General features: G+C 46.7%; 15 protein-coding genes. 13 read left to right on the forward strand and 2 right to left on the reverse strand.

Going from position 1 to position 25,166, the window contains the following annotated elements; genetic code table 11:
* Positions 1-169 precede the first annotated feature (169 nt).
* The 4 genes from KOE27_RS28500 (at position 170) to KOE27_RS28515 (ending at position 4,254) form a co-directional block, all read left to right on the forward strand.
* Positions 170-1,270, forward strand: coding sequence for a Gfo/Idh/MocA family protein (locus KOE27_RS28500; protein ID WP_229253032.1), 1,101 nt, complete (start codon positions 170-172; stop codon positions 1,268-1,270).
* A 79-nt stretch (positions 1,271-1,349) separates the two neighbouring features.
* Complete coding sequence (locus KOE27_RS28505; RefSeq protein WP_215242243.1) at positions 1,350-2,627, forward strand: AGE family epimerase/isomerase; 1,278 nt, start codon at positions 1,350-1,352, stop codon at positions 2,625-2,627.
* 294 nt (positions 2,628-2,921) lie between these two features.
* Positions 2,922-3,119, forward strand: coding sequence for a CsbD family protein (locus KOE27_RS28510; RefSeq protein ID WP_215242244.1), 198 nt, complete (start codon positions 2,922-2,924; stop codon positions 3,117-3,119).
* Positions 3,120-3,270: 151 nt separating this feature from the next.
* Positions 3,271-4,254 (forward strand): 3-hydroxyacyl-CoA dehydrogenase family protein, encoded by a 984-nt coding sequence (locus tag KOE27_RS28515; RefSeq protein ID WP_215242245.1) that lies wholly within the window; start codon positions 3,271-3,273, stop codon positions 4,252-4,254.
* A gap of 217 nt (positions 4,255-4,471) precedes the next feature.
* On the opposite strand, the gene KOE27_RS28520 is transcribed toward KOE27_RS28515, so the two are convergent.
* Both KOE27_RS28520 and KOE27_RS28525 read right to left on the reverse strand, forming a co-directional pair.
* Entirely contained in the window at positions 4,472-6,973 is a 2,502-nt protein-coding gene (locus KOE27_RS28520) for a sialate O-acetylesterase (RefSeq protein WP_215242246.1), read from the reverse strand.
* A gap of 167 nt (positions 6,974-7,140) precedes the next feature.
* On the reverse strand, positions 7,141-8,016 hold the full coding sequence (locus tag KOE27_RS28525; protein ID WP_215242247.1) for a helix-turn-helix domain-containing protein: 876 nt from the start codon (positions 8,014-8,016) through the stop codon (positions 7,141-7,143).
* 140 nt (positions 8,017-8,156) lie between these two features.
* Here KOE27_RS28525 and KOE27_RS28530 point away from each other — a divergent pair, with 140 nt between their 5' ends.
* From KOE27_RS28530 to KOE27_RS28570, 9 genes are all read left to right on the forward strand, one after another.
* Positions 8,157-11,372, forward strand: a complete 3,216-nt coding sequence (locus KOE27_RS28530; RefSeq protein WP_215242248.1) for a DUF1553 domain-containing protein — start codon at positions 8,157-8,159, stop codon at positions 11,370-11,372.
* Between the two features lie 3 nt (positions 11,373-11,375).
* Complete coding sequence (locus tag KOE27_RS28535; protein ID WP_215242249.1) at positions 11,376-12,890, forward strand: DUF1501 domain-containing protein; 1,515 nt, start codon at positions 11,376-11,378, stop codon at positions 12,888-12,890.
* A gap of 99 nt (positions 12,891-12,989) precedes the next feature.
* Positions 12,990-14,003 carry a zinc-binding alcohol dehydrogenase family protein gene (locus tag KOE27_RS28540; RefSeq protein WP_215242250.1) on the forward strand — a complete coding sequence of 338 codons (1,014 nt, stop codon included), beginning with the start codon at positions 12,990-12,992 and terminating at the stop codon, positions 14,001-14,003.
* 337 nt (positions 14,004-14,340) lie between these two features.
* A complete protein-coding gene (locus KOE27_RS28545) occupies positions 14,341-14,934 on the forward strand; it encodes an RNA polymerase sigma factor (protein WP_215242251.1) in 594 nt (197 codons plus the stop codon).
* A 137-nt stretch (positions 14,935-15,071) separates the two neighbouring features.
* Entirely contained in the window at positions 15,072-16,121 is a 1,050-nt protein-coding gene (locus tag KOE27_RS28550) for a FecR family protein (protein ID WP_215242252.1), read from the forward strand.
* A gap of 208 nt (positions 16,122-16,329) precedes the next feature.
* Entirely contained in the window at positions 16,330-19,608 is a 3,279-nt protein-coding gene (locus tag KOE27_RS28555) for a SusC/RagA family TonB-linked outer membrane protein (RefSeq protein ID WP_215242253.1), read from the forward strand.
* Positions 19,609-19,647: 39 nt separating this feature from the next.
* A complete protein-coding gene (locus tag KOE27_RS28560) occupies positions 19,648-21,105 on the forward strand; it encodes a RagB/SusD family nutrient uptake outer membrane protein (protein WP_215242254.1) in 1,458 nt (485 codons plus the stop codon).
* Positions 21,106-21,156: 51 nt separating this feature from the next.
* A complete protein-coding gene (locus KOE27_RS28565; protein ID WP_215242255.1) occupies positions 21,157-24,336 on the forward strand; it encodes a PVC-type heme-binding CxxCH protein in 3,180 nt (1,059 codons plus the stop codon).
* A complete protein-coding gene (locus KOE27_RS28570; RefSeq protein WP_215242256.1) occupies positions 24,333-25,136 on the forward strand; it encodes a 3-keto-disaccharide hydrolase in 804 nt (267 codons plus the stop codon). Before KOE27_RS28565 ends, KOE27_RS28570 begins: the two co-directional genes overlap by 4 nt.
* Positions 25,137-25,166 lie beyond the last annotated feature (30 nt).

A 25,166-nucleotide genomic window follows, 5' to 3' on the forward strand; every position in this document is an offset into this window, starting at 1 on the left:
AACAGACCGGTAAATTTTAGTACCCCGTCTGTCGGAAACGGCCCCTTTTTCTTTGGCCAAAATCCAGGAAAATTTCTTTTACCCTTGTTATTTACCGTCTTCCTATACTTCTTCCTGCCATTTAAGTAGTTATTCACGCCCGTTGCCTTAGAGAGGAAAAACCTGACTTATGGAACCGAAAATAATCACTCCATTTTCCCGCCGCGATTTTTTGATGGCCGGCGCCGGGCTGGTCACCGCCTCCCTGTTTTCTCCTTGTGCCATCGCGTTTAACAAACCAAAGGAAAGGCTGGGTGTAGCCTTGGTTGGGCTCGGCTATTACAGCACCGATCTGCTCGCCCCGGCCCTTCAGAAAACCAAAAACTGTTATCTGGCGGGTATTGTGACAGGTTCACCTGAGAAAGCCGAGGCCTGGAAGAATAAGTACAATATTCCTGATAAAAATATTTATAATTATAAAAGCTTTGATCAGATAGCCAATAACCCGGAAATTGACGTAGTATATATTGTTCTGCCTCCCGTCCTTCATAAGGAATACACGATACGGGCAGCCAAAGCGGGAAAACATGTTTTTTGTGAAAAACCGATGGCGATGAATGCCCGGGAATGTGAAGAAATGATCAGGGCCTGCAAGGATAATAAGAGAAGCCTGTCCATTGGTTATCGTTGCCAGCACGACCCTAATACGCAGGAATACATGCGTATTGCCCGTGAAAAAAGATTGGGGAACGTACAGTTAATTTCCTGTGCCGCAGGTTACCGGGAAAGCAGGGCAGGAAACTGGAAAGTGAAGCGTGAAATGGGCGGAGGGGCCATGTATGACATGGGGGTGTATGCGCTGCAGGGCGCGAGACTGGCGGCTGGTGAAGAACCTGTTTCTCTTACTGCGCAACATGTTACCAACCGCCCCGAGATATTCAGCGATGCCGATGAAATCACTCATTTTCAACTGCATTTCCCAAGTGGAGCTGTGGCCAGCTGTACCGGCAGCCATGGGATACAGACCAACTTCCTGAAAGTGAATTATGACAAAGGGCAGTTGCACATGGATGCGTTTTCGGCCTACAACGGCAACAAGGGGTTCAGTACGCTGGGAGAAATTCGCTATCCGGTGGATAACCAGCAAGCCAAACAAATGGATGAAGATGCCCTGGCGATTATGCAGAATAAGCCACAGCTCGTCCCCGGTGAAGAAGGCATGAGGGATATCCGTATTGTAGAAGCCATTTATCAGGCAGCAAAAACTGGAAAAACCATAAAATTGGGCTAAAGTCGAATCCAGATAAAGCAGTATAACCAGTCAACAATTAAACAATAACATTACTAAAAATTAAACATTTCAGATTTTCATGAGCCTTGATCAGATTAAGAAGTACCGCGACGAAGCGTTTCATCATCTAACTAACGAACTGCTGCCTTTTTGGGAAAACCGGTGTGTGGATAAAGAAAACGGCGGATTTATAACGCATTTTGATAATGCCGGTAATGACAGCGGAGAAGACGAAAAATCGTTAATAGCGCAAACCAGAACCGTGTATACCTTCTCGGCGGCGCATCGGGCAGGATATGGCGAAGGACGTTACGCCGAAATTGCCAGGCATGGTGTTGACTTCCTCATTGAAAAAATGTGGGATAATGAGTACAGCGGTTTTTACTGGCTCATGGACCGCAAAGGGAATGTAAAAATCGATGAGAAAATCGTTTATGGCCTTAGTTTCGCCATTTATGCCCTGAGTGAGTATACCCTGGCAACGGGAGACCCAAGGGGCCTGGAGTATGCGGAAAAAGTATTTGATCTCATTCAGATCCATGGAGCGGATATTCATTACGGCGGATATTTTGAGATGTTCCACCGGAACTGGGATTTGAAAGGAGAAGGAGCTGCGGGAGGCGATCGTAAAACGCTGGATGCGCATATGCACCTGATGGAGGCGTTCACGACCCTTTATGAAGCCAGCGGCAAACAGGTACACCGCCGCAAGCTGATGGAAATGATCGAACTGCTGATCAATAAAATCATGCATCCGGAATATGGAACGGGTATTCCACAATTCTGGGCTGACTGGTCGGTGGCACCTCAGATCAAATTTGACATTATATGGGGTTGGGATCGCTTTTCGGAAGATGGGTTCAAAAGCGCAGCAGAGGATAACACCAGTTATGGACACAACGTGGAATTTGCCTGGCTGCTGATGCATGCCCTGGACATTGCGGGTGTGCCTTATGAAAAATACGAAGAGCAATTGCTGAAATCCTACAATCACGCCGTTGAAAACGGGATCGACTGGGAGTTTGGCGGGGTGTACGTGGAAGGTTCCCATTCCGGAGAAGTGTACGACCGGGAGAAGGAATTCTGGCAGCAGGCGGAAGTGATCATTGGTATGCTGGATGCTTACCGGGTTTATAAAGATGAAAAATACCTGAAAGCCTATGACGCAACCCACCGTTTCGTGTTTGACCACATGATCCATTCAAGCGTTGGAGAATGGTTGCCGCTGTTGACCCGTCAGGGAGAGCCCATCTGGACACACATGAGCCATTCCTGGAAGGTGAACTATCACTCTGTAAGGTCCATGGTACAAGGTATCATCCGACTGGAAAAGCTATTGGCGCAAGCCGAAAAATAACCGGAACACGATCCGCATTTGTAGATTTCGGGCCTTAATTTCACACAATAGAGGGAATTTCATTCTCACTTACAGCAGGTTTACAAACGTAAGCCTGCTGTGTTATTTTATATCAAAACGAAAAAATGCTATACACAAAATACTATAAATCATGCATTTATAAAAACAAATAATCCAAAGCAAGTCGGCATATCTGATGTAGCAAGCTTAAAGGCATGGTTTCTTTCACTGTGAGATTAACGTTTTCACCTGAAAACTAATTCTTATTGTTAACAAACTTAAATTCTTAAAATCATGAGTGCTCTAACACAACAGATAAAAGGAAACTGGAATGAAGTAAAAGGTAAGTTTAAACAACAGTATGCTGACCTTACAGACGACGATCTTTTATACGAAGAAGGAAAGGAGGACGAGCTTCTTGGAAAACTTCAGAAAAAATTGGGGAAGACACGTGCAGAAGTTGAAGATGAGTTGGAACGTCTTTCCCATTAATATGGAATAGATAAGTAAAATTGACAGATACCCCGGGAACAGTAATCCCGGGGTATTTTTGTTGGAAGAAAGCACCAATTTATATCGATCAATCTTTATATTGCGCCTATTGAATCTTATGTTCAATTCATCCTAAACCTGTTATTTTATAATGAATACGAATGAAATTCCTGTAGGGATCGTCGGGCTTGGCCTTATGGGCTGCAGTATTGTAACCTGTCTGCTGATTGCCGGCCATCCCGTTGTTGCGGTTGCACCGGTGCCGGTGGATCTCCTCCATGCAGAAAACCGGATCCGGGAGCATCTGCAGCGCGCTTTTGAAAACGGGCTTGTACCTCACGAGCCTGATTTTTATTTTAAGAACCTCACGATTACGGAAGATTATGAAGCACTGGCCCCATGCCAGCTGGTGAATGAGTGCACGATCGAGAATATCGAAATCAAGGAAACCGTGCTCAAAAAAATAGAAGCGGTAATCGCTCCCGATGCCCTGCTGTCCAGCAACACCTCGGCTATCCCGATCAGTACGCTGCAAAAACTTACGAAACATCCGGAGAGATTCCTGGGCCTGCATTGGACGGAGCCCGCCCACACGACCCGCTTTCTGGAAGTAATTTGCGGTGATGACACCGATATCGCTAAGGGCGAATACCTTTACCAACTCTCACATGCCTGGGGTAAAGAGCCTATTCTGGTAAGAAAAGACATCGCGGGTTTCATCACCAACCGGCTGATGTACGCCATGTACCGCGAGGCGATCAGTCTGGTGGAAAATGGTTATGCAACCGTTGAAGATGTGGACCGGTCGTGCCGGAACAACGCAGGTTATTTTATGACCTTCGTAGGCGTGTTCAGATGGATGGACCTTACCGGCGTGCCGGCCTATCACACGGTTATGCAGCGACTTTTACCTACGTTAAACAACAGCACCGAAGTACCGGAACTGATCGACAAGGTGGTGCGAGAGGGCGGCAGGGGCGTGCTGAACTCCAAAGGCTTTTATGAGTATGAGCCAGGCGAAGCAAAATTATGGGAGGAAACGTTCACCGAATTTACATACGAAATCAGAGAACTTGCTTTGCGATATCCGCACGATGTGGTGAAGAAAAAACTTGAAAAACTGAGAGAAGAGTGATCTCAGGGGACTTTATCGTTCCGAAGACGCAATGTATTCTTATGAAATTTTACTGCAAACAGGTCTTAAATGCCCTGTTTGCAGTATCTTGATTCAGTATTTCTATTGGTACGAAACCAGAAGGCCTTTGAAATTCACCAGGTAAGTCCAGGAGCATCCACACATAAACCCCTGCGAAAGTACGGTTCGCGAGATTCAGGAACTGCGGATCTGCTCATTATTGCTTCAAAATTTTAAAAACCTGGGTGTCAACCTTCACCTCATAAATTCCGGCAGGCAAATCTTTCAGGAATAACGCACCAGAATCAGGCTGAAGATTATAGGTGCGGATCAACTGACCTGATTGATTCAGAATTTCAACATCCTTCACCTTCCTTCCCGATTTTATCACCAGCTTGTCCGTCACCGGATTGGGGTACAAAATGACCGTTTCCCCGGCACCCGGTTGAACGGCAAGCACCCGGGTATACATATAGGAGCCGTCCAGGTCCAGCTGTTTGAGCCGGTAATAATTAATACCAAATGCCGGGTTGGTATCCAGGAAATGGTAAACCATCCCCTTGTCGGTATCTCCAGCAGCGGTTACCTCTCCGATTGTGTCAAACTGCTTCATATCGCTACCTCTTTGAATTTCAAAATGAGAGGCGTTTGTCTCAAGGGTAGTTTTCCAGGATAATTCCGTCTGATGATGCTCGGTGGGCCTCCCGGTGAAAAACTCGAAAAGCACAGGCAATGCTCCTTCTGAGGAGCTTCCCAATAAAAACGCACCAAATCCGGTCGTATTAAATGATATTTCCCATCGTTTCAAAACATCATTCCAACTACTATTTTCCGGGACAATGCTTACCGGATTTTCCGTATAGGACAACGAAGGCAACCCGTTTCCGGCAGGATCAATACCAGGGAATCTGTAAATTTTGATATTCGTTTTCGCACTGTTATCCTCCTTGTCCGACGGCAGCGAGGGCTGAGCAGAGGTTTTACCGGAATTAAATTGATTAAAATCCGCCTGTGTAAAATACAACGTGATACCAGCCGTGGCCGACGATTCGTTTTGGTCAGGTTTTACGATATAATGTCGCGAGGCAAAAGCACTGGATTTAAATGTAGGCAAGCTGGTTTCACTCCAGATTTTGGTAAGTACTGCACCAGCTACCGGCGAACTTCCCTGCGGTGTAAGCGTACTGATGACGCGGCACTCCGAGGGCATGAAAGTATACTGCCCCGTCTGAACCGAAAGGGTAGCCTTGTCCTGATGATGAGCCAGACTTACCGCAGGTTTTGATCCTGAAACATTAACCTTTCCGCTAAACACCGTATTATGATAGCTGTCGGTCACCCTTATTTTATAAGTACCTACGCCCCTTGTAACCTGCCGCGAGGTAGAGAAGTCGGCATTACAATCAGCGGTTTGCAGCCATTTGTAATCACTCCATCCTTCGGGAGCCTGCAAAGTCATCTCGGTATCACTGCTATATGCCATCGTGATTGCCGGAGGAGGAATGGCCATGTAGGGAGTAGACTGTTCCAGAAATCCGCTGGTCAGTTTCTGTTTCCAGAGATTGGCCAGAAACGTTAACCCCTCCCCCGAAAAATGGATGTTATCTGTTCTGTAAGGAGGTTCCCAATAGTCGTCCGTAGAAGGCCCTTCAAAAACATGGGCCATCCTGATCGACAGATCACTTCCGTTCAGACCAATGACATCGCTCTGCGCATCAATAACGGGTTGCCATATACGGCTCTCGTCATTGACGGTATATCTGGACGCCCGGGCAACCACCCAGCTAAGATCCTCCTTTCCGCTTAAGTCCCTCGATTCCTGAATAATGCGCCGCAGCTGATCCCGGTGCGACTCCCTGGAGGTACCTTCATGGTTATCCGATTCGCCCTGATGCCACAGAACCGCCCTGATCCCCATTTGTGCAATATAATTGTTCAGAGCAATCCGTAAATGACCGAAGGGAAGCCCCTGCGGAAAAGCGTAACTATAGGAACTCACTGTATTGCCGGTAGTACTGATACTTTCAACCCAATTGCGGGAGGAAGACCCACCCCACCCGGCATTAAATACCATCACCGGAACATTGAGCGCTTCCGCCATCTTATCCCCGAAAGCTCCCCAGCACCAGGCGTAATTCCCGAAAGGTGCTGTCTTAGTAAGCGCATCCAGATGAACAAATTGAGGGCAGGGTACCCTAATTTCCGAATAAGGCGCGATAATGCCATCGCTGAGATTCTGAAAATCGACACTGTTGACGCGGTCATCCGTTGCACCGGGCCCGTTGCCCAGGCCATTACTTCCGGTGGCGTTGGACTGACCCGCTACCAGAAATACTTCTCCTACGCCCACCCTTTCAACATGACCTGTTTCCATAGATCCGTCACCTTTCACCCCACGAATTTCCAGCTGATACCAGCCCCCTTTAACCAGCATCGAGCCATAAAAATTACCTCCCTGCGGGACCGACTGAATGGTATTCCATCCCCCGCCTTCGGGAGCAGGCGTGCCTTGCCCCTCCTGCCGCGGAACAAACCTGGCCTCAATCCGATCATAACACCCCGCATAATTGCCAGCGAGCGTTACCCGGGCCTGGTTTGCGTTATCCCTCTGAAATACAGCCCTTTCGGAAGGAAATGTAATGGTAATCTGCGCATGGGAATGAAGAGTGCAGAATAAAATGAATAAGAAAAATGAAAGCGACTTTAAACGTAAAAACATGATATGGAGGATGTAGGATAGTGTGTAAAAAATAAATATAACAATAAGAAATAAAATATGAACAAACACACTTCCACAAATGAGTAAACGGTTTTACACTAAACAGCCACAATATTACCACAGAAAACATTAATGATTGTAACCACATCGGCACAAAATTGCAACTTTCAAACTCCTCCGTTTCTTTTCCGGTAATCTCTTGGGGTTTGGCCGGTGATATTCTTAAAGATGCGAGAAAAATAGGACAGGCTGTCAAAACCCGTTTCAACAGCAATCATAGTAAAGGAAAGGTCAGTCGTGATGATCATAAACTGAGCTCTTTCAATACGCTTGCGCTGAATATACGCAAGGGGTCTGGAACCTGTATGGTTATTGAAGACCCTCGAAAAATAATCGGGATTTTGCCCGGCCCTTTCGGCAAGCAAGTCAACCGTTAAATTTTCATGGAGGTTGGTTTGGATATAATTAATTGCATCCGCAATCCTGGCGGGAACAACACGAACATCCTCCTGTCTGAAATGATCCGCTGCCAGAAAACGGGATAACAATTGTAGTATAATACCACTGGTTTCCAGGTATCGATCTGGAGGTACCCTGTCGTTCAACTGTTTAAAACTATCCAGAACAGGCTGTTTGTCATAATCTCCGGGATTATCTGATCTTCTCAGGTCACGGCCGGGGTTTAATTCCAAAATCCTTCCGAAGTTATCAATATCTCTTCTGGTAGCCTTCATTTTGAAAATTTTACGGTTTGAGGCAAACAGAGATGTTCCGTCTACCGATTCCTCCAGAATATGGACATAATACTGCCCCAGATAGTCCCTGGCACTGTAATCACAAAAGGTAAAACTTGGAATAAGATAAAGATACCCCTCCTCCAGAAGTACCTCCTGATCCGCACGACGGAGCATGCCAGCGCCTCCGTCAATGTAGTATATTCTGTAAAAAGGGCTTATTACATTTCTGTAATTCCACTTTTTGTTCAATTTCACATAATCAACATTCAGCAGCAAAAATGACGATCCTGATATTATTTTATTCATAAATAAGCTGATCTGTTAGAATTATGGAACAGAAAAGTAAGAAAAAAAGTCGGATTTGTTAAAATTTTACCATGTTTGTATAATTTATATAATTTATTAAACAATACATTTGTAATGACTATTCTTGAACTCTTAAATAAATGCACTTCCATAGGTTCATCTTATTTCTCCTAGCCCTTGCCAGCCTCTGTTCCTGCGGCCCGGATCTGCCAGAAGACGTGCAGCTTGCCATGGATGAGCTTCCGGCAAAGCTGGACTACAACCAGCATGTCAAACCCGTATTATCCGATAAATGTTTTGCCTGCCACGGGCCCGACAAAGCCAAGCAGAAAGCCGGTCTGCGCCTGGACATGCAGGAAGCTGCCTACGCGGAACTGCCTGAAAACCCGGGAAAGGTTGCCATTGACCCGGGAAATCTGAAAGGAAGCGAATTCTTTCACCGCATTATTTCAGATGATCCTGAGTATAGGATGCCCACCCCCGATTCGCACCTCAGCCTGACCGCCAAAGAAAAGGCGATCCTGATCAGATGGATCCGCGAGGGTGCCGAATATAAACCGCACTGGGCTTTTGTAAAACCAGAAAAAACGGAAATGCCGGAGGTAAAAAATGAGGACTGGCCTAAAAACCCCATCGACTACTTTATTCTTTCCAAACTGGAAGAAGAAAATCTAACCCCTTCAAAGGAGGCAGGGAAGGAATTGCTGCTCCGACGCGTCACGCTGGACCTGACGGGCCTTCCTCCGACACTTTCAGAAATAGATCAATTCCTGAAAGATAACACTGCAAACGCCTATGAAAAACAGGTAGACCGCCTGCTGAGCTCCCCACACTATGGTGAAAAAATGGCAGTCGACTGGCTTGATCTGGCCCGCTTTGCCGACTCTCACGGGTATACCGTCGATCGGCTCAGGGATATGTCGCCCTACCGTGACTGGGTGATCAGTTCATTTAATCAAAACATGCCTTACGACAAGTTCCTGCACTGGCAACTTGCAGGAGACCTGATGCCCAACCCGTCCAAGGAGATGATGATTGCAACCGCTTTCAATCGTAACCACCAGCAGAATATGGAAGGAGGTATTATTGAAGAAGAGTTTCAGACGGAATACGTTGTGGACCGCACCAATACCTTTGGTGACGCCATGCTGGGACTTTCTGTGGGCTGCGCCAAATGCCACGACCATAAGTATGATCCGGTATCCCAAAAGAACTACTACGAACTTTTCAGTTTTTTCAACAACGTCAAAGAAGCCGGACAGATTTCCTGGAACGATGCGCTGCCTACCCCCACTTTGCTTCTACCGACCGATGAACAGGATAAAACACTCCGGTATATCAAAACCCGTATAGCCAAACAGGAACAGGACCTGGAAAACTCCAAAGTACGGGCGCAGGACGATTTCAAAAAATGGATGGATGAGAAAACCTACAAAAAGTTGCTGGGTGAAAAAATTCCGCGGTCGGGCCTGCAGGCGTTTTATACATTTGACAATGGTACTTTGAAAAATGACATCAATCCCAAACAGACGGGTGTGATGAAACGGGACGCGGGCCAACCAGGGGATAACGCCTTGCTGGTGGAGCATGGAAGCGGAAAGGCAATGGCTCTGGACGGAGATACCTATCTGGATCTCAGCGAAGCAGGCGTTTTTCGTAAATCAGAGCCTTTCAGTATCGGTATCTGGCTCAACATTCCAAAAGAACTAAAGGAAGGGGTCATCCTTCATAAAAGTCAGGCCGAAAGGCTATACAATTTCAGGGGATATCACCTCTATTTAAAGGATAATAAACTGGAACTCAACATGGCCCATACTGCCCCTTCCGATGCCATCACGAAGGTAACAAAAGGGGGTATCCCAAGGGACAAGTGGATTCAGCTGACCATAACGTACGACGGTTCGGCGAAAGCCAGGGGATACCGGTTATACCTGGATGGAGCTGAAATGCCCATGGAAACTACCATGGACCAGTTGGTCAAGGATATTCATTTCGGAGCAACACCAGAACCCGGCCTTCAGATTGGAGCCTGGTGGCGCGGCCTTGGTTTTAAAGGAGGAAAAGTAGATGATATAGCAGTGTATAACCGCGCACTCACTCCTTTTGAAACCACCCTGCTTGCGGGGAAAAACACATGGCATTCGACCCTTGGATCGGGTAATACGAATGCGTCCGGGACAGACCTACTCAGGCAGTATTACATGTCTGCAATTTCTCCGATCGTAAGGAGTGCCCAGGACAGCCTGAAAAAAACAAGGACCCAGCTTGCCGATTCGGTAAAAAACATCCGTGAACTGATGGTAATGCAGGAACTCCCTCAGCGAAAAAAAGCGCACATCCTTATCAGGGGAAATTACGATGCTCTGGGTGAAGAGGTTTTCCCCAATACACCCGAATCCATTTTTGCATTCCCGAAAAACCTACCCAAAAACCGTTATGGACTTGCCCAGTGGCTGACAAATCCCGGCAACCCGTTAACATCCCGCGTAGCGGTGAATCGCTTATGGCAGAATTTCTTCGGAACGGGTATTGTCAAAACAACCGAGGATTTCGGAAATCAGGGAGAACAGCCCAGCCACCCGCAGTTGCTGGACTGGCTGGCTGTAACGTTCAGGGAATCAGGCTGGGATGTAAAAAAACTTAACAAGCTTATCGTGATGTCGGCAACATACCGGCAGGACTCCCGTGCCACCAGGGAAGTGCGCGAGAAGGACCCAGAGAACCGCTGGTTTGCACACGGCCCCGTCAACCGGATGACAGCCGAAATGATCCGGGACAATGCTTTGATGGCCAGCGGGCTGATCAACAGGAAAATCGGAGGAAAAAGCGTGAAACCCTACCAGCCTGAAGGACTTTGGGAAATTAACAGCGCCAGTTACAAGGCAGATTCGGGAGATGCTGTATACCGGAGGAGCTTGTACATCATCGTTAAAAGGTCGGTACCCAATCCCACTTTATCTACTTTTGACGCCACTTCAAGAAGTTTTTGTGTGGTGCGAAGGCAGAAAACCAATACTCCTTTGCAGGCATTGGTGACCCTGAATGACCCCACGTTTGTTGAATCCATGAAAGTAATGGGCGAGCAAATGACGGTAACAGCCGACAAAAGAAAGGCCATTACCGATACATACCGAAAACTCACCGGACGGATACCTTCACAAAAAGAAATCGACTTGCTGCTTATTTTGCAGAAAACACAATATGAAAAGTTCAGCAAATCGCCTCAGAAAGCGGCTGGCTGGCTGCGTGAAGGCCAATATCGGGTGCGCGAAAATATCGACAGCAACCTGGTAGCAGCCAATGCGGTTGTGGCAAGTACAATCCTTAATTCTGATGCTACTTTGACTAAAAGATAAGTTATGTCACACCATCACAACGACGAGTTCAGGCTCCATACACCCGAATTTGACAAACTGAACAAAAAACTGGACCGGCGTAATTTTCTAACCAAAACTACCCTGGGTTTAGGTGCAGCGGCTATAGGCTCTTTACTGGGTGCAGAAAAACTCTTCGGTTCCAGCCCGAAGGCAGCATCCGAAAATCCTGCAAATTTTGAGCAGGAAATCCTTAAAGCCCTTCCGCATATCGCTCCCAAGGCTAAACGGGTTGTTTACCTGTTTATGAGCGGGGGGCCTTCCCAATTTGAAACTTTTGATTATAAACCGAAACTGATCAGCCTTGCCGGCCAGAATCTCCCCGACTCTGTCAGGAAAGGACAGCGGCTTACGGGTATGAGCGCCAACCAGAGCGCCTTGCCTATGGTGCCATCGTTCTACAAATTCAATCAGTATGGCAAAAGCGGAACCTGGGTGAGTGAATTAATGCCACACACGGCCAAGGTAGTGGATGATCTTTGCGTGATCAAATCCATCAACTCAGAGGCTATCAACCATGATCCTGCTATCACTTTTCTACAAACCGGCAACCAACTTCCGGGCAGGCCCTCTATCGGCTCATGGGTGAGTTACGGACTCGGTTCGGATAATCAGAATTTACCGGCTTTTATCGTTTTGGTATCCAAAAATGGCTCCAAGGACCAGCCTTTGTACGCGAGGCTCTGGGGAAATGGCTTTTTACCTTCCAGGCATCAGGGTGTACAATTCAGATCGGGCAAAGATCCGGTTTTGTTCCTGAACAATCCCGAAGGATATGACGGCGCCGACAGAAAGGAAATGCTGGAATATCTGGCCAGGCTGAACCAGTTACAGAATGAACCTTATGGTGATCCCGAAGTGGATACCCGCATTGCACAGTACGAAATGGCCTATCGCATGCAAACCTCCGTACCGGAAGTAATGGATACCAAAGATGAGCCTGACGAAGTTTTTGACCTTTACGGACCTGACAGCCGTGATTCGGGAACCTATGCAGCGAACTGCCTTCTGGCCAGGAAACTGCTGGAAAAAGATGTGAAATTTGTGCAATTGTATCACCAGGGCTGGGATAATCACGGCAGCCTTCCCAAAGGCATAGCTCACCAATGCAAAACTACCGACCAGGCAACCGCGGCCCTGATCATGGACCTTAAAAGAAGGGGCATGCTGGACGACACCCTGGTGGTTTGGGGGGGAGAATTCGGCAGAACCGTTTATTCCCAGGGAAAACTTTCTGCGGACGATTACGGGCGGGACCATCATCCACGCTGTTTCACCATGTGGATGGCAGGCGCCGGAGTGAAGCCAGGCATCAGCTATGGCGAAACGGATGATTTCAGCTATAATATTGTGAAAGATCCGGTTCACGTTCACGACTTTCAGGCCACACTGATGCACTTGCTGGGCGTTGATCACGAACGGCTTACATATAAATTTCAGGGCAGGCGCTTCCGGCTTACGGATGTTCATGGAAATATTGTTAAGGATATATTGACCTGATCATCCATTAACCCAGGACAGGTCCCTGCCTTCTATGACATCATCAACAGCCTTTTTCAATTCCTTTATTTATCCGTCAAAATCAAGAAACTACCTCATATGAATACGCTGGTTTGCACCACTCCCGGACATTTTTCATACCAGGAAGCCCCACAACCCGAACCAATATCCGGACACACCATCCTCAAAATAAGGCGTATCGGAATTTGCGGTACAGACCTCCACGCTTTCGAGGGTACACAGCCCTTTTTCAACTATCCCAGAATTTTAGGCCACGAGCTGGCGGGTGAGATCGTTGCATCCGATTCTGCTGAATTTTCAATTGGCGAGGCCGTCACCATTATACCTTACTTCCACTGCGGAAAATGCATTGCCTGCCGTTCGGGGAAAACCAATTGCTGTACAACGATGCAGGTTTCCGGTGTTCACGTTGACGGTGGTATGGTGGAATATCTCTCAGTACCCTCTCATGCACTGATACATGGCGACGGACTGAGCCTTGATGAACTGGCTTTGGTAGAACCACTGGCGATCGGAGCCCATGGTATTCGCCGTGGCAGTGTTCAGGAGGGCGAAACGGTATTGATTGTTGGGGCAGGGCCCATAGGACTCGGGGCGATGGAGTTTGCCCGGATCGCAGGCGCAAAAGTAATAGCGCTGGATATCAATGATACCCGTCTCACATTTTGCGGGGAAAAAATCGGAGTGGCGTATACCATCAATGGATTAACGGAAAATGTAACAGAAAAACTGTATGATTATACCGATGGTGATATGCCAACGGTGATTGTGGATGCAACGGGTAACCTGCGTGCGATCAACACCGCTTTTGGATATCTGGCACATGGAGGCAGGTATGTACTGGTGGGACTCCAAAAAGGAGAAATCAGTTTCAGTCACCCCGAATTTCATAAAAGAGAAGCCACATTAATGAGCAGCCGAAATGCAACAAGAGCTGATTTTGAACATGTTATAAAATGCATGAAAGCCGGGTATATTGACCCTGCCGCCTATATCACTCACCGGGTTGATTTCGGACAGGTGAAGGACCACTTTGAGGACTGGCTCAATCCTGCAAACGGTGTGATCAAGGCCATGGTTTCGATAGACTGACTATACCACAAGCCAGCATATCTTCTAACTTCGTCCTCACCTGAAAGACAACGAATCTTGTTATACCCTACCCTGTCTTATTTCGGGTAGAATGAAGCCCCTTTTATATTCATTCCGCTTTTCGGCAAATAAATGAGTGGGCCCCTGCCAGACTGATACTAATTTTCGTATTTATGAAAGTATTTTTCAAACGTTTGCATTTCTGAAAATTTGCCGTGTTTATAGATTTGTTTTTTTCTATTTTTGAACATCCTATAAGGAGTCACAGATATCTCCTCAGAACTGCATATAAACAAAGCGTATGATATTACTTTGCTAAAAGGTAAGCATCCCTGTTATGTATCCGAACAACCCTGATGTTGAGGAAAATGCCCTTTTATCAGATTTGATGAAAGGAAACAAAGAGGCATTTACGGTGCTTTATAACAAGTACAGTGCCCGGTTATATACGAATATCCGGCGACTGGTAAAATGTGATGAAACTTCAAAGGAGATTTTACAAGATCTGTTTTTAAAGATATGGGAGGCGCGTGAACAAATTGATCCTTCCCGGTCGTTCAAATCCTATTTGTTTAAAATCGCCGAAAACCTCGTTTACGATCATTTTCGCAAAGCTGCCAGAGACAAAAAACTTGGCGACTACCTGATTTCTTCTTCGGCCCTATTTTACAGCCATTCTGAAGAAACCGTGATCTACGATGAAAGTCTTCATTTTATCCGTAAGGCCATAGATCTTCTCCCACCCGCCCGGAAGCAAATCTATACTTTATGCAAAATGGAGGGAAAAAGTTACGAAGAAATTGCCTCGCTGCTCCGCATTTCCACCTCCACCGTCAGTGATCATATGGTGAAAGCCAACCGTGCCATCAAGAAGTATCTCCAGCTGCACGCAGATTTGGTCATTTCATTTCTGCTGGTATCCATACTTTGACCCTCAGGTCCATTTCCCTCTTCCCCATTACACTTTAATAATCCACTTTCTCTATTTTTTTTCATCAGGAGCAGAGGATAATATTCTGGCATGCGTATTAAACATAAAAGATTGTCCGGTCAGAAATAAAAAAGGCAGTGGAAAATAACGAAAGCATCAAAATACTCTTCGAAAAATATCTGGCGGATGCATGCTCTCTGGCGGAAGTACGTCTTTTACTGGATCATTTTAATAAAACCGAGGAGGAGGAATCTCTGCGTGAGCTGATCAGGCAGCAGCTGGCTGCACCTGTGGTGCAGAATACAGAAACGGACAGGGCGGTGGACGCGGTTCGCGACGCATTAATGAAAAAAATTATTTCAAAAAAAGAGACACCCCTCCCCCGTTCAAAGCCACTTACTTTTCAGCAATGGACGCGTATGGCGGCCATTTGGTTTTTATTAATACTCAGCGCAGGAACCGTTTTTTACTTTTACAGGAACCCATCGGAAATGTTTTCGAGTACGGGGGGAAAGGATACACACGTTCAGATGATATCTGTAAGCACACAGAAGGGTGAGAGAAAAGAAGTTGTCTTAGAAGATGGATCTGTCATTTGGCTGAATGCAGTCAGCAGGCTTACGTATCCGGAAAAATTCGGAAAAGATGTACGGGAAGTTAACCTGGCAGGTGAGGCTTATTTTGAAGTTTCCCATGACAATGAAAGGCCATTTTTTATTCTATCCGGAAAAATCAGGACCAAGGTACTGGGAACAAGTTTCGATATTAAAGCATATAGCGAAGATAAAACCATTTCTGTTGCCGTATTAACCGGAAAAGTTCAGGTAAGTAATTCCGAATCCAAAGATCCGGTGTTGCTTATCCCTGACCAACGGGTGCTATTCGACAAGACCAAAGGTAACTTCCTGAAAGAAACCCAAATACAAGCAAGTAGCCTGATTACCTGGCGGGAAGGAAAGATGCAGTTCAGGAATGTAGTACTTGGAGAAGTAATTACATCCTTGAAAAGGAATTACGATACAGATATCACCTGCAATCCTGCTCTCATGAACTGCCCCGTTTACGCTGATTTTGAAGCCGGCACCCCTGTTGCAAAGGTGCTGGAGATGTTATCGGTTTCCGTTGGCGGTAGCCTGGCAAACCTCGAAGGGTCCAGGTATTATCTGGATGGGAAAGGTTGCCCATAAATTCAAATATGTGTCATCAATATGAAACATTAACATTATACCTAAACCCAATGCCTATGACAACATCCCGTCGAAAACAAAAATCCCCGGAATGAATCCCGGGGAAACATTAAAATGAAAAGTCACAAAAAATGTCTACGAACCGCAGCCTTCGAACTCTAACGGACGTAAACAAACAATTTCTTTAACACTTTAATCTTTCAAAATTATGGAAAAATCTCTCCCAAGGGGTGAAGTAGTTCATTATATTTTAATGACAATGAAATACAGCGCTTTTCTGTTCATGCTTATCTGCTCGGTGTGCTCACTGGCCACAGCAGCAGAAACTTATGGCCAAAAATTAAACAAACCGGTCACCCTCCGTCTGAAGAATGTCACATTGAACAAAGCTCTGGACGAAATCTCTGAAATTGCCGATGTCAGGTTTGTTTTTGTAGGTGATGTGCCCGAAAACCCGAAAATAAATCTGAAAGTAACCAGGGAAAAACTAAGTACAGTACTGTCCAAACTGCTCGATACTTACGCCCTGACTTATATTCAGATGGAAAATAACATTGTCATCAGGAAAGCCATTCACCAGAACCAAGCCCTTCCGGCAAAGGAAATACTTGCCCTGCCCTATCAACTGCGTATAACCGGTAAGGTTACGGATGAACGCGGTGACCCTCTTCCCGGTGTAAATATCATTATAAAAGGAACCACGCAGGGTACCAATACTGACGGCACAGGCGCTTATCAGGTATCGGTGCCGGAGCAGTCTGCGGTTCTGATATTCAGTTTTGTGGGATATGAAACGCAGGAGCGTACGGTGGGCAACGCCTCTGAAATAAATGTATCACTGAAAGCAGACATCAAAGCGCTCAATGAAGTAGTAGTTGTAGGATACTCTTCTAAACAACTTTCACAGTTATCAAGCTCGGTATCTGTTGTATCAGGTAAGAAACTGAATGATGTTACGTCCAATAATGTCACAGACCTCCTTCAAGGTAAAGCAGCAGGGGTAGTGATTTCCAATGCTTCGGGTGATCCTAATGCTACCCCGAATATTGTCATCCGGGGTTCCAGCTCCATTTCGGCAGGATCAGACCCGCTTTATGTCGTCGATGGTATCATCGGAGGAAATGCAAATCCCACAGATATTGAATCCGTAACGATATTAAAAGACGCTGCTGCAACCGGCCTGTATGGCGCACGAGCCGCAAACGGTGTAGTCATCATTACCACAAAATCCGGAAAAGCTGGTAAAACACAGATTAGTGTTTCCTCAACGGTAGGTATAAATTCCGCTACGAATAGCAACTTCAGGGTCATGAACTCCCAACAGTTGTATGATTACGAAAAAAGCTTTTATCCGGCGCAGCGTTTTGACACTGAAATTCCCGCAAGCGTTCTTTCCCAAAATACCAACTGGCAGGATCTGGCCTTCAGAAACGGACTGACCCAGAATCATGTAATATCGATCTCCGGCGGTTCTGATAAAACGAGATTTTATGTATCCGGAAATTATTACAAGGAAGATGGCACCCTGAAATTCAATTCCAACGAGCGTTATAATTTCAGGACCAACATCAGTCATAAAATCAATGAAAAACTAAGACTGAATGTGAAGTTTAATACACGTATGAGCGATCAGAGAAGCGAACCATCCGGCCTGGACGGCGCACTTTATGGCGCTTACAACAACATGCCCTGGGATAATCCCTATAATGCCGACGGCTCCGTAAAACGTGGTACTGAGGGCGGATGGTATGGTCGCGAACAGGAAAACTTTTTACATGGCTGGCAATACAATCAGAACGGAACCAAGGGTACGGGCTATGACGGGGACATCAACCTCGATTATTCCATTTTACCCAACCTCACCTTTTATACCTATAACCGTGTCAGCCTCAATAACAGCAAAACTGAAATATATTACGATGTGAGATCCAAGGCAGGAAAAGGCAACGGCAGGCTTGACAACCGCTTTAATAACAGCCGGTCGCTCATCACGTCCAACAGGCTTGTGTATGACAAAACCATTGGCAGGCATACGCTGAGCGCACTGGCAGTCGCCGAAGCCGAGAAAAATTATACCGAATTCAATACCGTACTGGGTGAAGGTCTGGCACCCGGCCTGCATGTCATGAGTGCTGCTTCCCGTATTCTGAGTGCAACCGGCGGCATCAGCGAAAATGCTTTCAGCAAGGGACTGGTACAGCTGGATTACAATTACGACAACCGATATTTTGCCGTTGGATCTTTTATTAATGAAGCTTCTTCCCGTTTTGGAGCCAACAACCGGTCGGCTAACTTTTATACCCTCGGCGGCTCCTGGATATTGAGTAATGAAAGTTTCATGAAAGAACAAACGACCTTTAACTTTCTGAAAATCAGAGCCAGTTACGGACTTACGGGTAACGCAAATATTCCCAATTACCAATCCATGGGTTTGTATAGCTATTCGGTGCAGTACGCAGGAAATTCGGGGTCCTTTCCCCTGCAAATGCCCAATGATAACCTGACCTGGGAGAAGGCCAGAACAGTAAATTTGGGGCTGGATCTCACGGTATTCAAACGAATTTCGTTTACTGCCGATGTCTACAACAAAACCACCAAAGGGCTTTTACTGAATGTAGAAATGCCATATACCAGCGGGTTTTCATCAGTTATACAAAATGTTGGCTCTGTTCAGAACAAAGGACTTGAACTTAACCTGAACACCGAAAACCTCGTAGGCCCTTTGAAATGGGAAACCAATTTCAACATCGCTTTCAACCGCAGCAAGGTACTCCGCCTGAGCGAGGGGAAAGATATCCGTAGCGGTAACCTGATCATCAGTGTGGGGCAGGACCTATATACCTGGAATATGCGAAAATGGGCAGGCGTTGATCCGCAAACCGGCGATCCTTTATGGGAAAAAATAAGTACCGATACGGGCAGTCCGATTGTTACTACAACCAATTCCTACAATCAGGCAACGCAACAAAATACGGGATCCGCTTCTCCGGATTTTACAGGCGGAATCTCCAATACGCTTACTTTTAAGGGCTTTACATTTTTCGCTTTCCTCAATTTTGTCAGTGGTAACAAAATTTACAACAACTCCAGAACCTTATTTGATTCTGACGGAAGTTATTATACCTACAACAGCATGGTACTTGCCGACGGATGGAGCCGGTGGGAAAAACCAGGAGACATAGCCACACATCCGAAGCCTGTGTTCGGTGGAAATAAAGATTCACACAGGGTCTCATCGCGGTTTCTGGAAGATGGGAGTTACCTCCGTCTGCGAAATATCTCCTTATCATATGAGTTGCCGGCAAGTGTGTTAAAAGGTGTAAAAATCGCGAACGCCAGGATTTTTGTCAGTGCCGATAACCTTTGGACGGCTACCAGGTTTTCGGGAATGGATCCGGAAGTGGTACTTGGCCCTGGTGGCGGTACCTCAAGTATCAAATATCCGATCAGCAAAAAACTGCTGTTTGGGATCAGCCTGGGATTATGATAAAATCTTTTCATTTAAAACTTTCAAATCAGCTATATAATGAAAGCGATCAATACTAAAATATTCCTGATCCTGACCGTATTGGTGTTCTCAACCATGTCGTGCGACCAGGACCTTAAACCTTACGACAGTCTGCCTGCTTCTGCTGCTCTTGCCACGCCAGCAGACATCCAGATTGCTACTTACGGGACCTACTCTACCCTTGTGAATGAGTTTTACACCAGGCACCTGCACGCACTGAATGAATGGCCCGGCGATAACATTGTCCAGAGCGGAGCCGACGGTGATCAGGCGTCATTGGCGGCATCTTATCTGCATATTCCGGGGATGACGCCCACCCGGGATTTCTGGCTGCAATCTTACAAACTGATCTATTCTGCCAACCTCATCATAGAAAGGATCAAGGACGGAGAATCGCCCGAGCTGGATCAGCTGAAAGGTGAAAATCTTTATCTGAGAGCCATGGGGCACTTTAATCTGGTGAGGCTTTTTGGCAGGCCTTATCCGCAGGGACAAGGAAATAACCCAGGCATACCGATCAGGAAAAGCGCAGTTACCGACGATCTTCCGGCTCGCAATACGGTGAAGGAAGTTTATGATTTTGTGATAGCAGATCTGCAGAAATCAGCCGAGCTTATGCATGAGGATAAAAATTCAAATTTTGCATCCAGAGAAGTAGCCTATGCCTTGCTTTCCAGGGTATACCTCTACAAGGAAGACAATGCAAACGCAATCATCTACGCCGATAAAGTGATCAACTCCAAACGTTACGAACTTGCCGGCACGGAGACCTATAAAAAGTCGCCAACCTTGGTTCCGGAGAGCAATCCTGAAACGATTTTTAACATCCGCCATACCATTGCCGACAATAAGGATAAAAACGCAATAGGTTCTCTTTTATATAATGACCCGGAAACCTTGTCTACCGGCTGGGGCGAATATTATGCATCCCAAAACTTTAAAGACCTGCTCGACGAACATCCCGAGGACGCACGGCATGCATTTATCACCATCCATATGATCAATGGCGTTCTGCAATACCGCGGTACCTCCCCGCAGTACTTTATCAATAAATTCAACTGGCAGGAAGGCATTGCCAACCTGAGTTCGCCGGTATACTTACGGCTGGCCGAAATGTATCTGAACCGGGCCGAAGCGAATGCAAAACTTGGAAATGCACAATTGGCAATTGACGATGTAAATCTGATCAGGAAAAGGGCCAATCTTTCCGGGGCAGCCCTTTACACCGTTTCCGACCTCAAGGGCAGGGGCAGTATCCTGAACGTAGTACTTGAGGAGCGTCGCCTCGAACTTGCCTATGAAGGACACCGCCCCGGTGATTTGTTCCGCAACAATCTGCCTTTGGTAAGAGCTTATCCGGGCATGCACGGCACAGATAATTTTCATTTTAGAGTAGAACCCACTGATCCGCGGGTTGTATTTTATATTCCTGAACGTGAAATGAATATCAACCCTAATCTCACTCAGAACCCGTAATTGAATTTTATAAAATGCTTAACCTATTTTATTCACCAGTACAGCATAAAAATGAAAATAAAAAGTACAGCCCATCCGGGTATTAACCGTAGAACCAGAGTTTCATCACGCTATGGAAGGCCGTTGATGCTTGTAGTATGCTTGTTTTTTATAGGTTTTACTGCAAAAAAAGAGGGCGAAAACACTGGTCTTATTGTCCCAGAGGGCTTCACCATTGAGCAGGTAGCGGGTGCCAGTCTGCTCTCCTATCCCATGTTTGCGAGTTATGACAACCAAGGCCGGCTGTTTGTATTTGAGTCTACCGGGCCTAATACCATGGGTACAGCCAAAATGCTGTCCGACCCTTCCTATCAGGTCCGCTTACTGGAAGATGAAAACGGAGATGGTACCTTTGACAAAAGCAACATTTTCGCAAAGAATATACCTTTTCCCAAAGGCGGAGTTTTTTACCAGGGAAGTCTGTACGTAGCTGAGTCACCCAATCTGACGCGCTATACTGATACCGACGGGGATGGAGTATCTGACAAAAAGGAGGTAATCCTTACCGGCTGGAATTTTCATGCCAATGGCGCCACACTCAGCGGCCCCTTCCTGGGCCCCGATGGCTGGTTGTATCTGCCCGATGCGCGCCGTGGTTTCAGCATCACAACCAAAGAAGGCAAGACACTGACCGGCAAGGGAGCCCGAATCTGGCGATGCAGGCCCGATGGTTCGGGCCTGGAAGCCATGGCAGGCGGGGGATTTGACAATTCCATTGAAATTGCATTTATGCCTTCCGGGGAAACGGTGGGAACAATGACCTATTTTGTTGACCCGCAGGATGGCCAGCGCGACGCCATTATGCACTGGGTGGAAGGTGGTACCTATCCTAAACCCAATTCTGTAATTGCTGAAGACCATTTGAAATTAACCGGAGATCTGATGCCCGTTATGACCAAGCTTCCCCGCGTGGCTCCAGCAGGCCTGGTGCGCTACCGCGGAATGGGGTTCGGAGCAGCATACAGCGGGAACCTCTTCAATGCTGAGTTTAATACCGGGCGTATCATGCGCCATATTGTTAAGCCCGACGGTGCCACATTTAAAACGGAAGATGAGACTTTTATCAAATCGGCAAGTTCCGACTCCCACCTTACAGATGTACTACAGGATGCGGATGGCAGCATGCTGGTGGTGGCTACAGGCGGCTGGTTTATAGAAGGTTGCCCATTGTCGAGGGTAGCCAAGCCGGATGTTCAAGGAGGAATATACCGCGTCCGGAAAAAAGGAGCTCCCCTGGTGAATGATCCCTGGGGCAAAAAGCTGGACATGCCGAATATGTCTCCCCAGAATTTGGTAAAATACCTTTCCGATGCCAGAACGGCTGTTCAGGACCGGGCAACCGAACAGCTTGTGCTGCATGGCAGCGCATCCGTCGCTCCGCTCTTGAAAACATTACCCACCCTTCAAAATGAAGAACTCCGTGCAGCCGTCATTTTCATCTTGTCAAGAATAAAAACCCCTCAGGCGATGGAGGCCATCCGTCTGTCGTTGCATGACAAAAGTGCTGTTGTGCGCGTCGCAGCGGCAAGGGTACTTGGTCTGGCGAAAGATACCCAGTCCCTGGACAGGCTTATGAAACTCCTGCAGACAGATACCGCTCTTCCCGTTCGCAGACAGGCTGCGACGGCATTGGGGCAGATTGGAAATAAAAAAGCAGTTGCAGTACTCCTCGCGGCTTCCGCCAATGACAGCGACCGGATTGTGAATCATGCGGTTATCTATTCTCTGATTACCCTGGCTCATCCAGATCCGCTGCTCAAAGCCCTGGAAAACAGTTCCGCTGCAATACAAAACGCAGCGCTTATTGCTTTGGATCAGATGGACAATTCTCCCTTGCGCAAGGAACAGCTGATCCCCATACTTTCCAGTAACGATATCCGGTTAAGGAATACTGGTATCTGGGTGGCTTCGCACCATGCAGAATGGACCGACATCGTGATCAGTTTCCTCGAAAAAAGTTTGGGAGAGAAAACGCTGTCAGAAACCGATGAAGCCGGAATCAGGGATCTGATGCTGACGTTTATCAAAGAAGATGAACTTCAGAATTTTGTAGCCCGACAACTCGGAAGTAACAATGCATCCGACTCAAGAAAAATTCTGATGCTGGATGTTATTTCCAAAGCATCTATGAAAAATTTGCCCGACAACTGGATCACAGCCATAGGAAACACGCTGCAAAGCAACAACCCCTCGATCCGCTCCCAGGTACTCGGTTTGATAGAATCCCGCAGAATCACTGCCCTGAACAGCAAGCTGAATGAAATTATCAACCAGCCGGCAACCTCCGTTGATTTTCAGCTCAAAGCGTTAAGTGCCAGAATCATGTCTGCCCCAGAACTCTCGGAGTCCGAGTTTCAGCTGTTGACAAAATACCTCGGGCCAAAATACAATTCGCCGGTGCGTCAGCAGGCAGCAAGGCTTCTCAACCACGCAGCGCTGAATGATCATCAGCTACTTAACCTTGCACAAAATCAGGTACCGAAAGCTGACCCCTTCCTCCTGCCCGCCCTTACTGAGGCTTTTGAAGGAAATAAAAGCGAACAGGTAGGCAAAGAACTGATTTCAGCACTAAAGTCGGGAGGCGGAAGACTTGATAATTTTTCAGAACCCGATTTACAAAGAATTCTCAAAGAATTTCCGGCCTCGGTCCAAACACAGGCCCAGCCGCTCATCATCCAGCTACGGGCACAGCATGCGGAGCGGCTTGCTCATTTACAAAAAATGGAACAAACACTGAAAGGAGGAGATGTGGGCGAAGGCCGCAAACTTTTCTTTGGGAAAGCAGCCTGTTATTCCTGTCACTCGGTGGGCCCGGATGGAGGACGTTTCGGGCCGGACCTTACCAACATAGGCGAAATACGCTCCAAACATGACATCCTGGAAGCAGTTGTTTATCCAAGTGCAAGCTTTGCCAGAGAGTATGAAACTTTCAGGGTCGTAACAAAAACTACTTCCTATACCGGTATCATTAAAGAACAGTTGCCCGACGCTGTCATTATTGAAGTGGGCCCTGCACCCGGATTGCGCATTCCCCGCACCGAAATTACTTCCATTGAACCACAAACCTTATCCATGATGCCTCCGGGACTAGACCAGCAGCTGACCACCAATGAAATGGCCAACCTAACCGCTTTCCTGGAAGCTCTCCCCTATCGTTTAGACCGTATGATCCAAGCCCGCGAAAAAAAATGAAACAGCCGAAAAACACCTGCCTTTTATCCCTCGTTCTGCTGCTCTTGACGGCGGATTACAGTATGGCCCAATCCGTTAAAACGCGGCCAGTAAACCTTTTTAATGGTAAAAACCTGGACGGATGGTATCGTTTTGTTCAAAAACGGGGGCGAGAAAACGATGTTAAAAAGGTATTTACAGTAAAGAACGGCCTTATCCATATTTCCGGTGAAGAATATGGGAGTATCATTACCAATAAAGAATATGAGAACTATAAACTGGTCGTTGAGTTCAAATGGGGAGAAAAAACATATGCCCCACGTGTTGACCGTGCCCGGGACAACGGCGTATTGCTGCATTCCACCGGGGAAGACGGCGGATACAACGGCATCTGGATGCATTCCATTGAATGTCAGATCATTGAAGGAGGAACCGGAGATTTCCTGGTGGTGGGAGATGGCAGTGACCGCTTTGCTCTGACCAGCAACGTAGCTCCCAAGAAAGAAAAAGGGGGAAATGTTTTCAGCCCTACAGGTACACCACTGACAATTCATAGCGGACGGATTGACTGGTTTGACAGGGATCCGGACTGGAAAGACGTATTGGGATTTCGTGGTGCTAAGGATGTCGAAAAGCCGTTTGGAGAATGGAATATAATGGAATGTGTAGCTGAAGGCGATAAAATTTCAACTTTCGTAAATGGTGTACTCGTCAACCAGGCATACAACGTCAAACCATCAAAAGGCAGGATACAGATCCAGTCTGAAGGAGCTGAAATGTTTGTAAAACGTGTAGAACTGACTCCCTTGGTTTTAAAATAATTTTTAACCTTTTCGGTAGTTATATTTTAA

Source organism: Dyadobacter sp. CECT 9275 (assembly GCF_907164905.1).
GTDB lineage: Bacteria > Bacteroidota > Bacteroidia > Cytophagales > Spirosomataceae > Dyadobacter > Dyadobacter helix.

What these genes read in the sequence shown, in the direction of transcription:
- KOE27_RS28500 (WP_229253032.1), top strand. Translation starts at nt 170, where the DNA reads ATGGAACCGAAAATAATCACTCCATTTTCCCGCCGCGATTTTTTGATG.
- KOE27_RS28505 (WP_215242243.1), top strand. Translation starts at nt 1,350, where the DNA reads ATGAGCCTTGATCAGATTAAGAAGTACCGCGACGAAGCGTTTCATCAT.
- KOE27_RS28510 (WP_215242244.1), top strand. Translation starts at nt 2,922, where the DNA reads ATGAGTGCTCTAACACAACAGATAAAAGGAAACTGGAATGAAGTAAAA.
- KOE27_RS28515 (WP_215242245.1), top strand. Translation starts at nt 3,271, where the DNA reads ATGAATACGAATGAAATTCCTGTAGGGATCGTCGGGCTTGGCCTTATG.
- KOE27_RS28520 (WP_215242246.1), bottom strand. Translation starts at nt 6,973, where the DNA reads ATGTTTTTACGTTTAAAGTCGCTTTCATTTTTCTTATTCATTTTATTC.
- KOE27_RS28525 (WP_215242247.1), bottom strand. Translation starts at nt 8,016, where the DNA reads ATGAATAAAATAATATCAGGATCGTCATTTTTGCTGCTGAATGTTGAT.
- KOE27_RS28530 (WP_215242248.1), top strand. Translation starts at nt 8,157, where the DNA reads ATGCACTTCCATAGGTTCATCTTATTTCTCCTAGCCCTTGCCAGCCTC.
- KOE27_RS28535 (WP_215242249.1), top strand. Translation starts at nt 11,376, where the DNA reads ATGTCACACCATCACAACGACGAGTTCAGGCTCCATACACCCGAATTT.
- KOE27_RS28540 (WP_215242250.1), top strand. Translation starts at nt 12,990, where the DNA reads ATGAATACGCTGGTTTGCACCACTCCCGGACATTTTTCATACCAGGAA.
- KOE27_RS28545 (WP_215242251.1), top strand. Translation starts at nt 14,341, where the DNA reads ATGTATCCGAACAACCCTGATGTTGAGGAAAATGCCCTTTTATCAGAT.
- KOE27_RS28555 (WP_215242253.1), top strand. Translation starts at nt 16,330, where the DNA reads ATGGAAAAATCTCTCCCAAGGGGTGAAGTAGTTCATTATATTTTAATG.
- KOE27_RS28560 (WP_215242254.1), top strand. Translation starts at nt 19,648, where the DNA reads ATGAAAGCGATCAATACTAAAATATTCCTGATCCTGACCGTATTGGTG.
- KOE27_RS28565 (WP_215242255.1), top strand. Translation starts at nt 21,157, where the DNA reads ATGAAAATAAAAAGTACAGCCCATCCGGGTATTAACCGTAGAACCAGA.
- KOE27_RS28570 (WP_215242256.1), top strand. Translation starts at nt 24,333, where the DNA reads ATGAAACAGCCGAAAAACACCTGCCTTTTATCCCTCGTTCTGCTGCTC.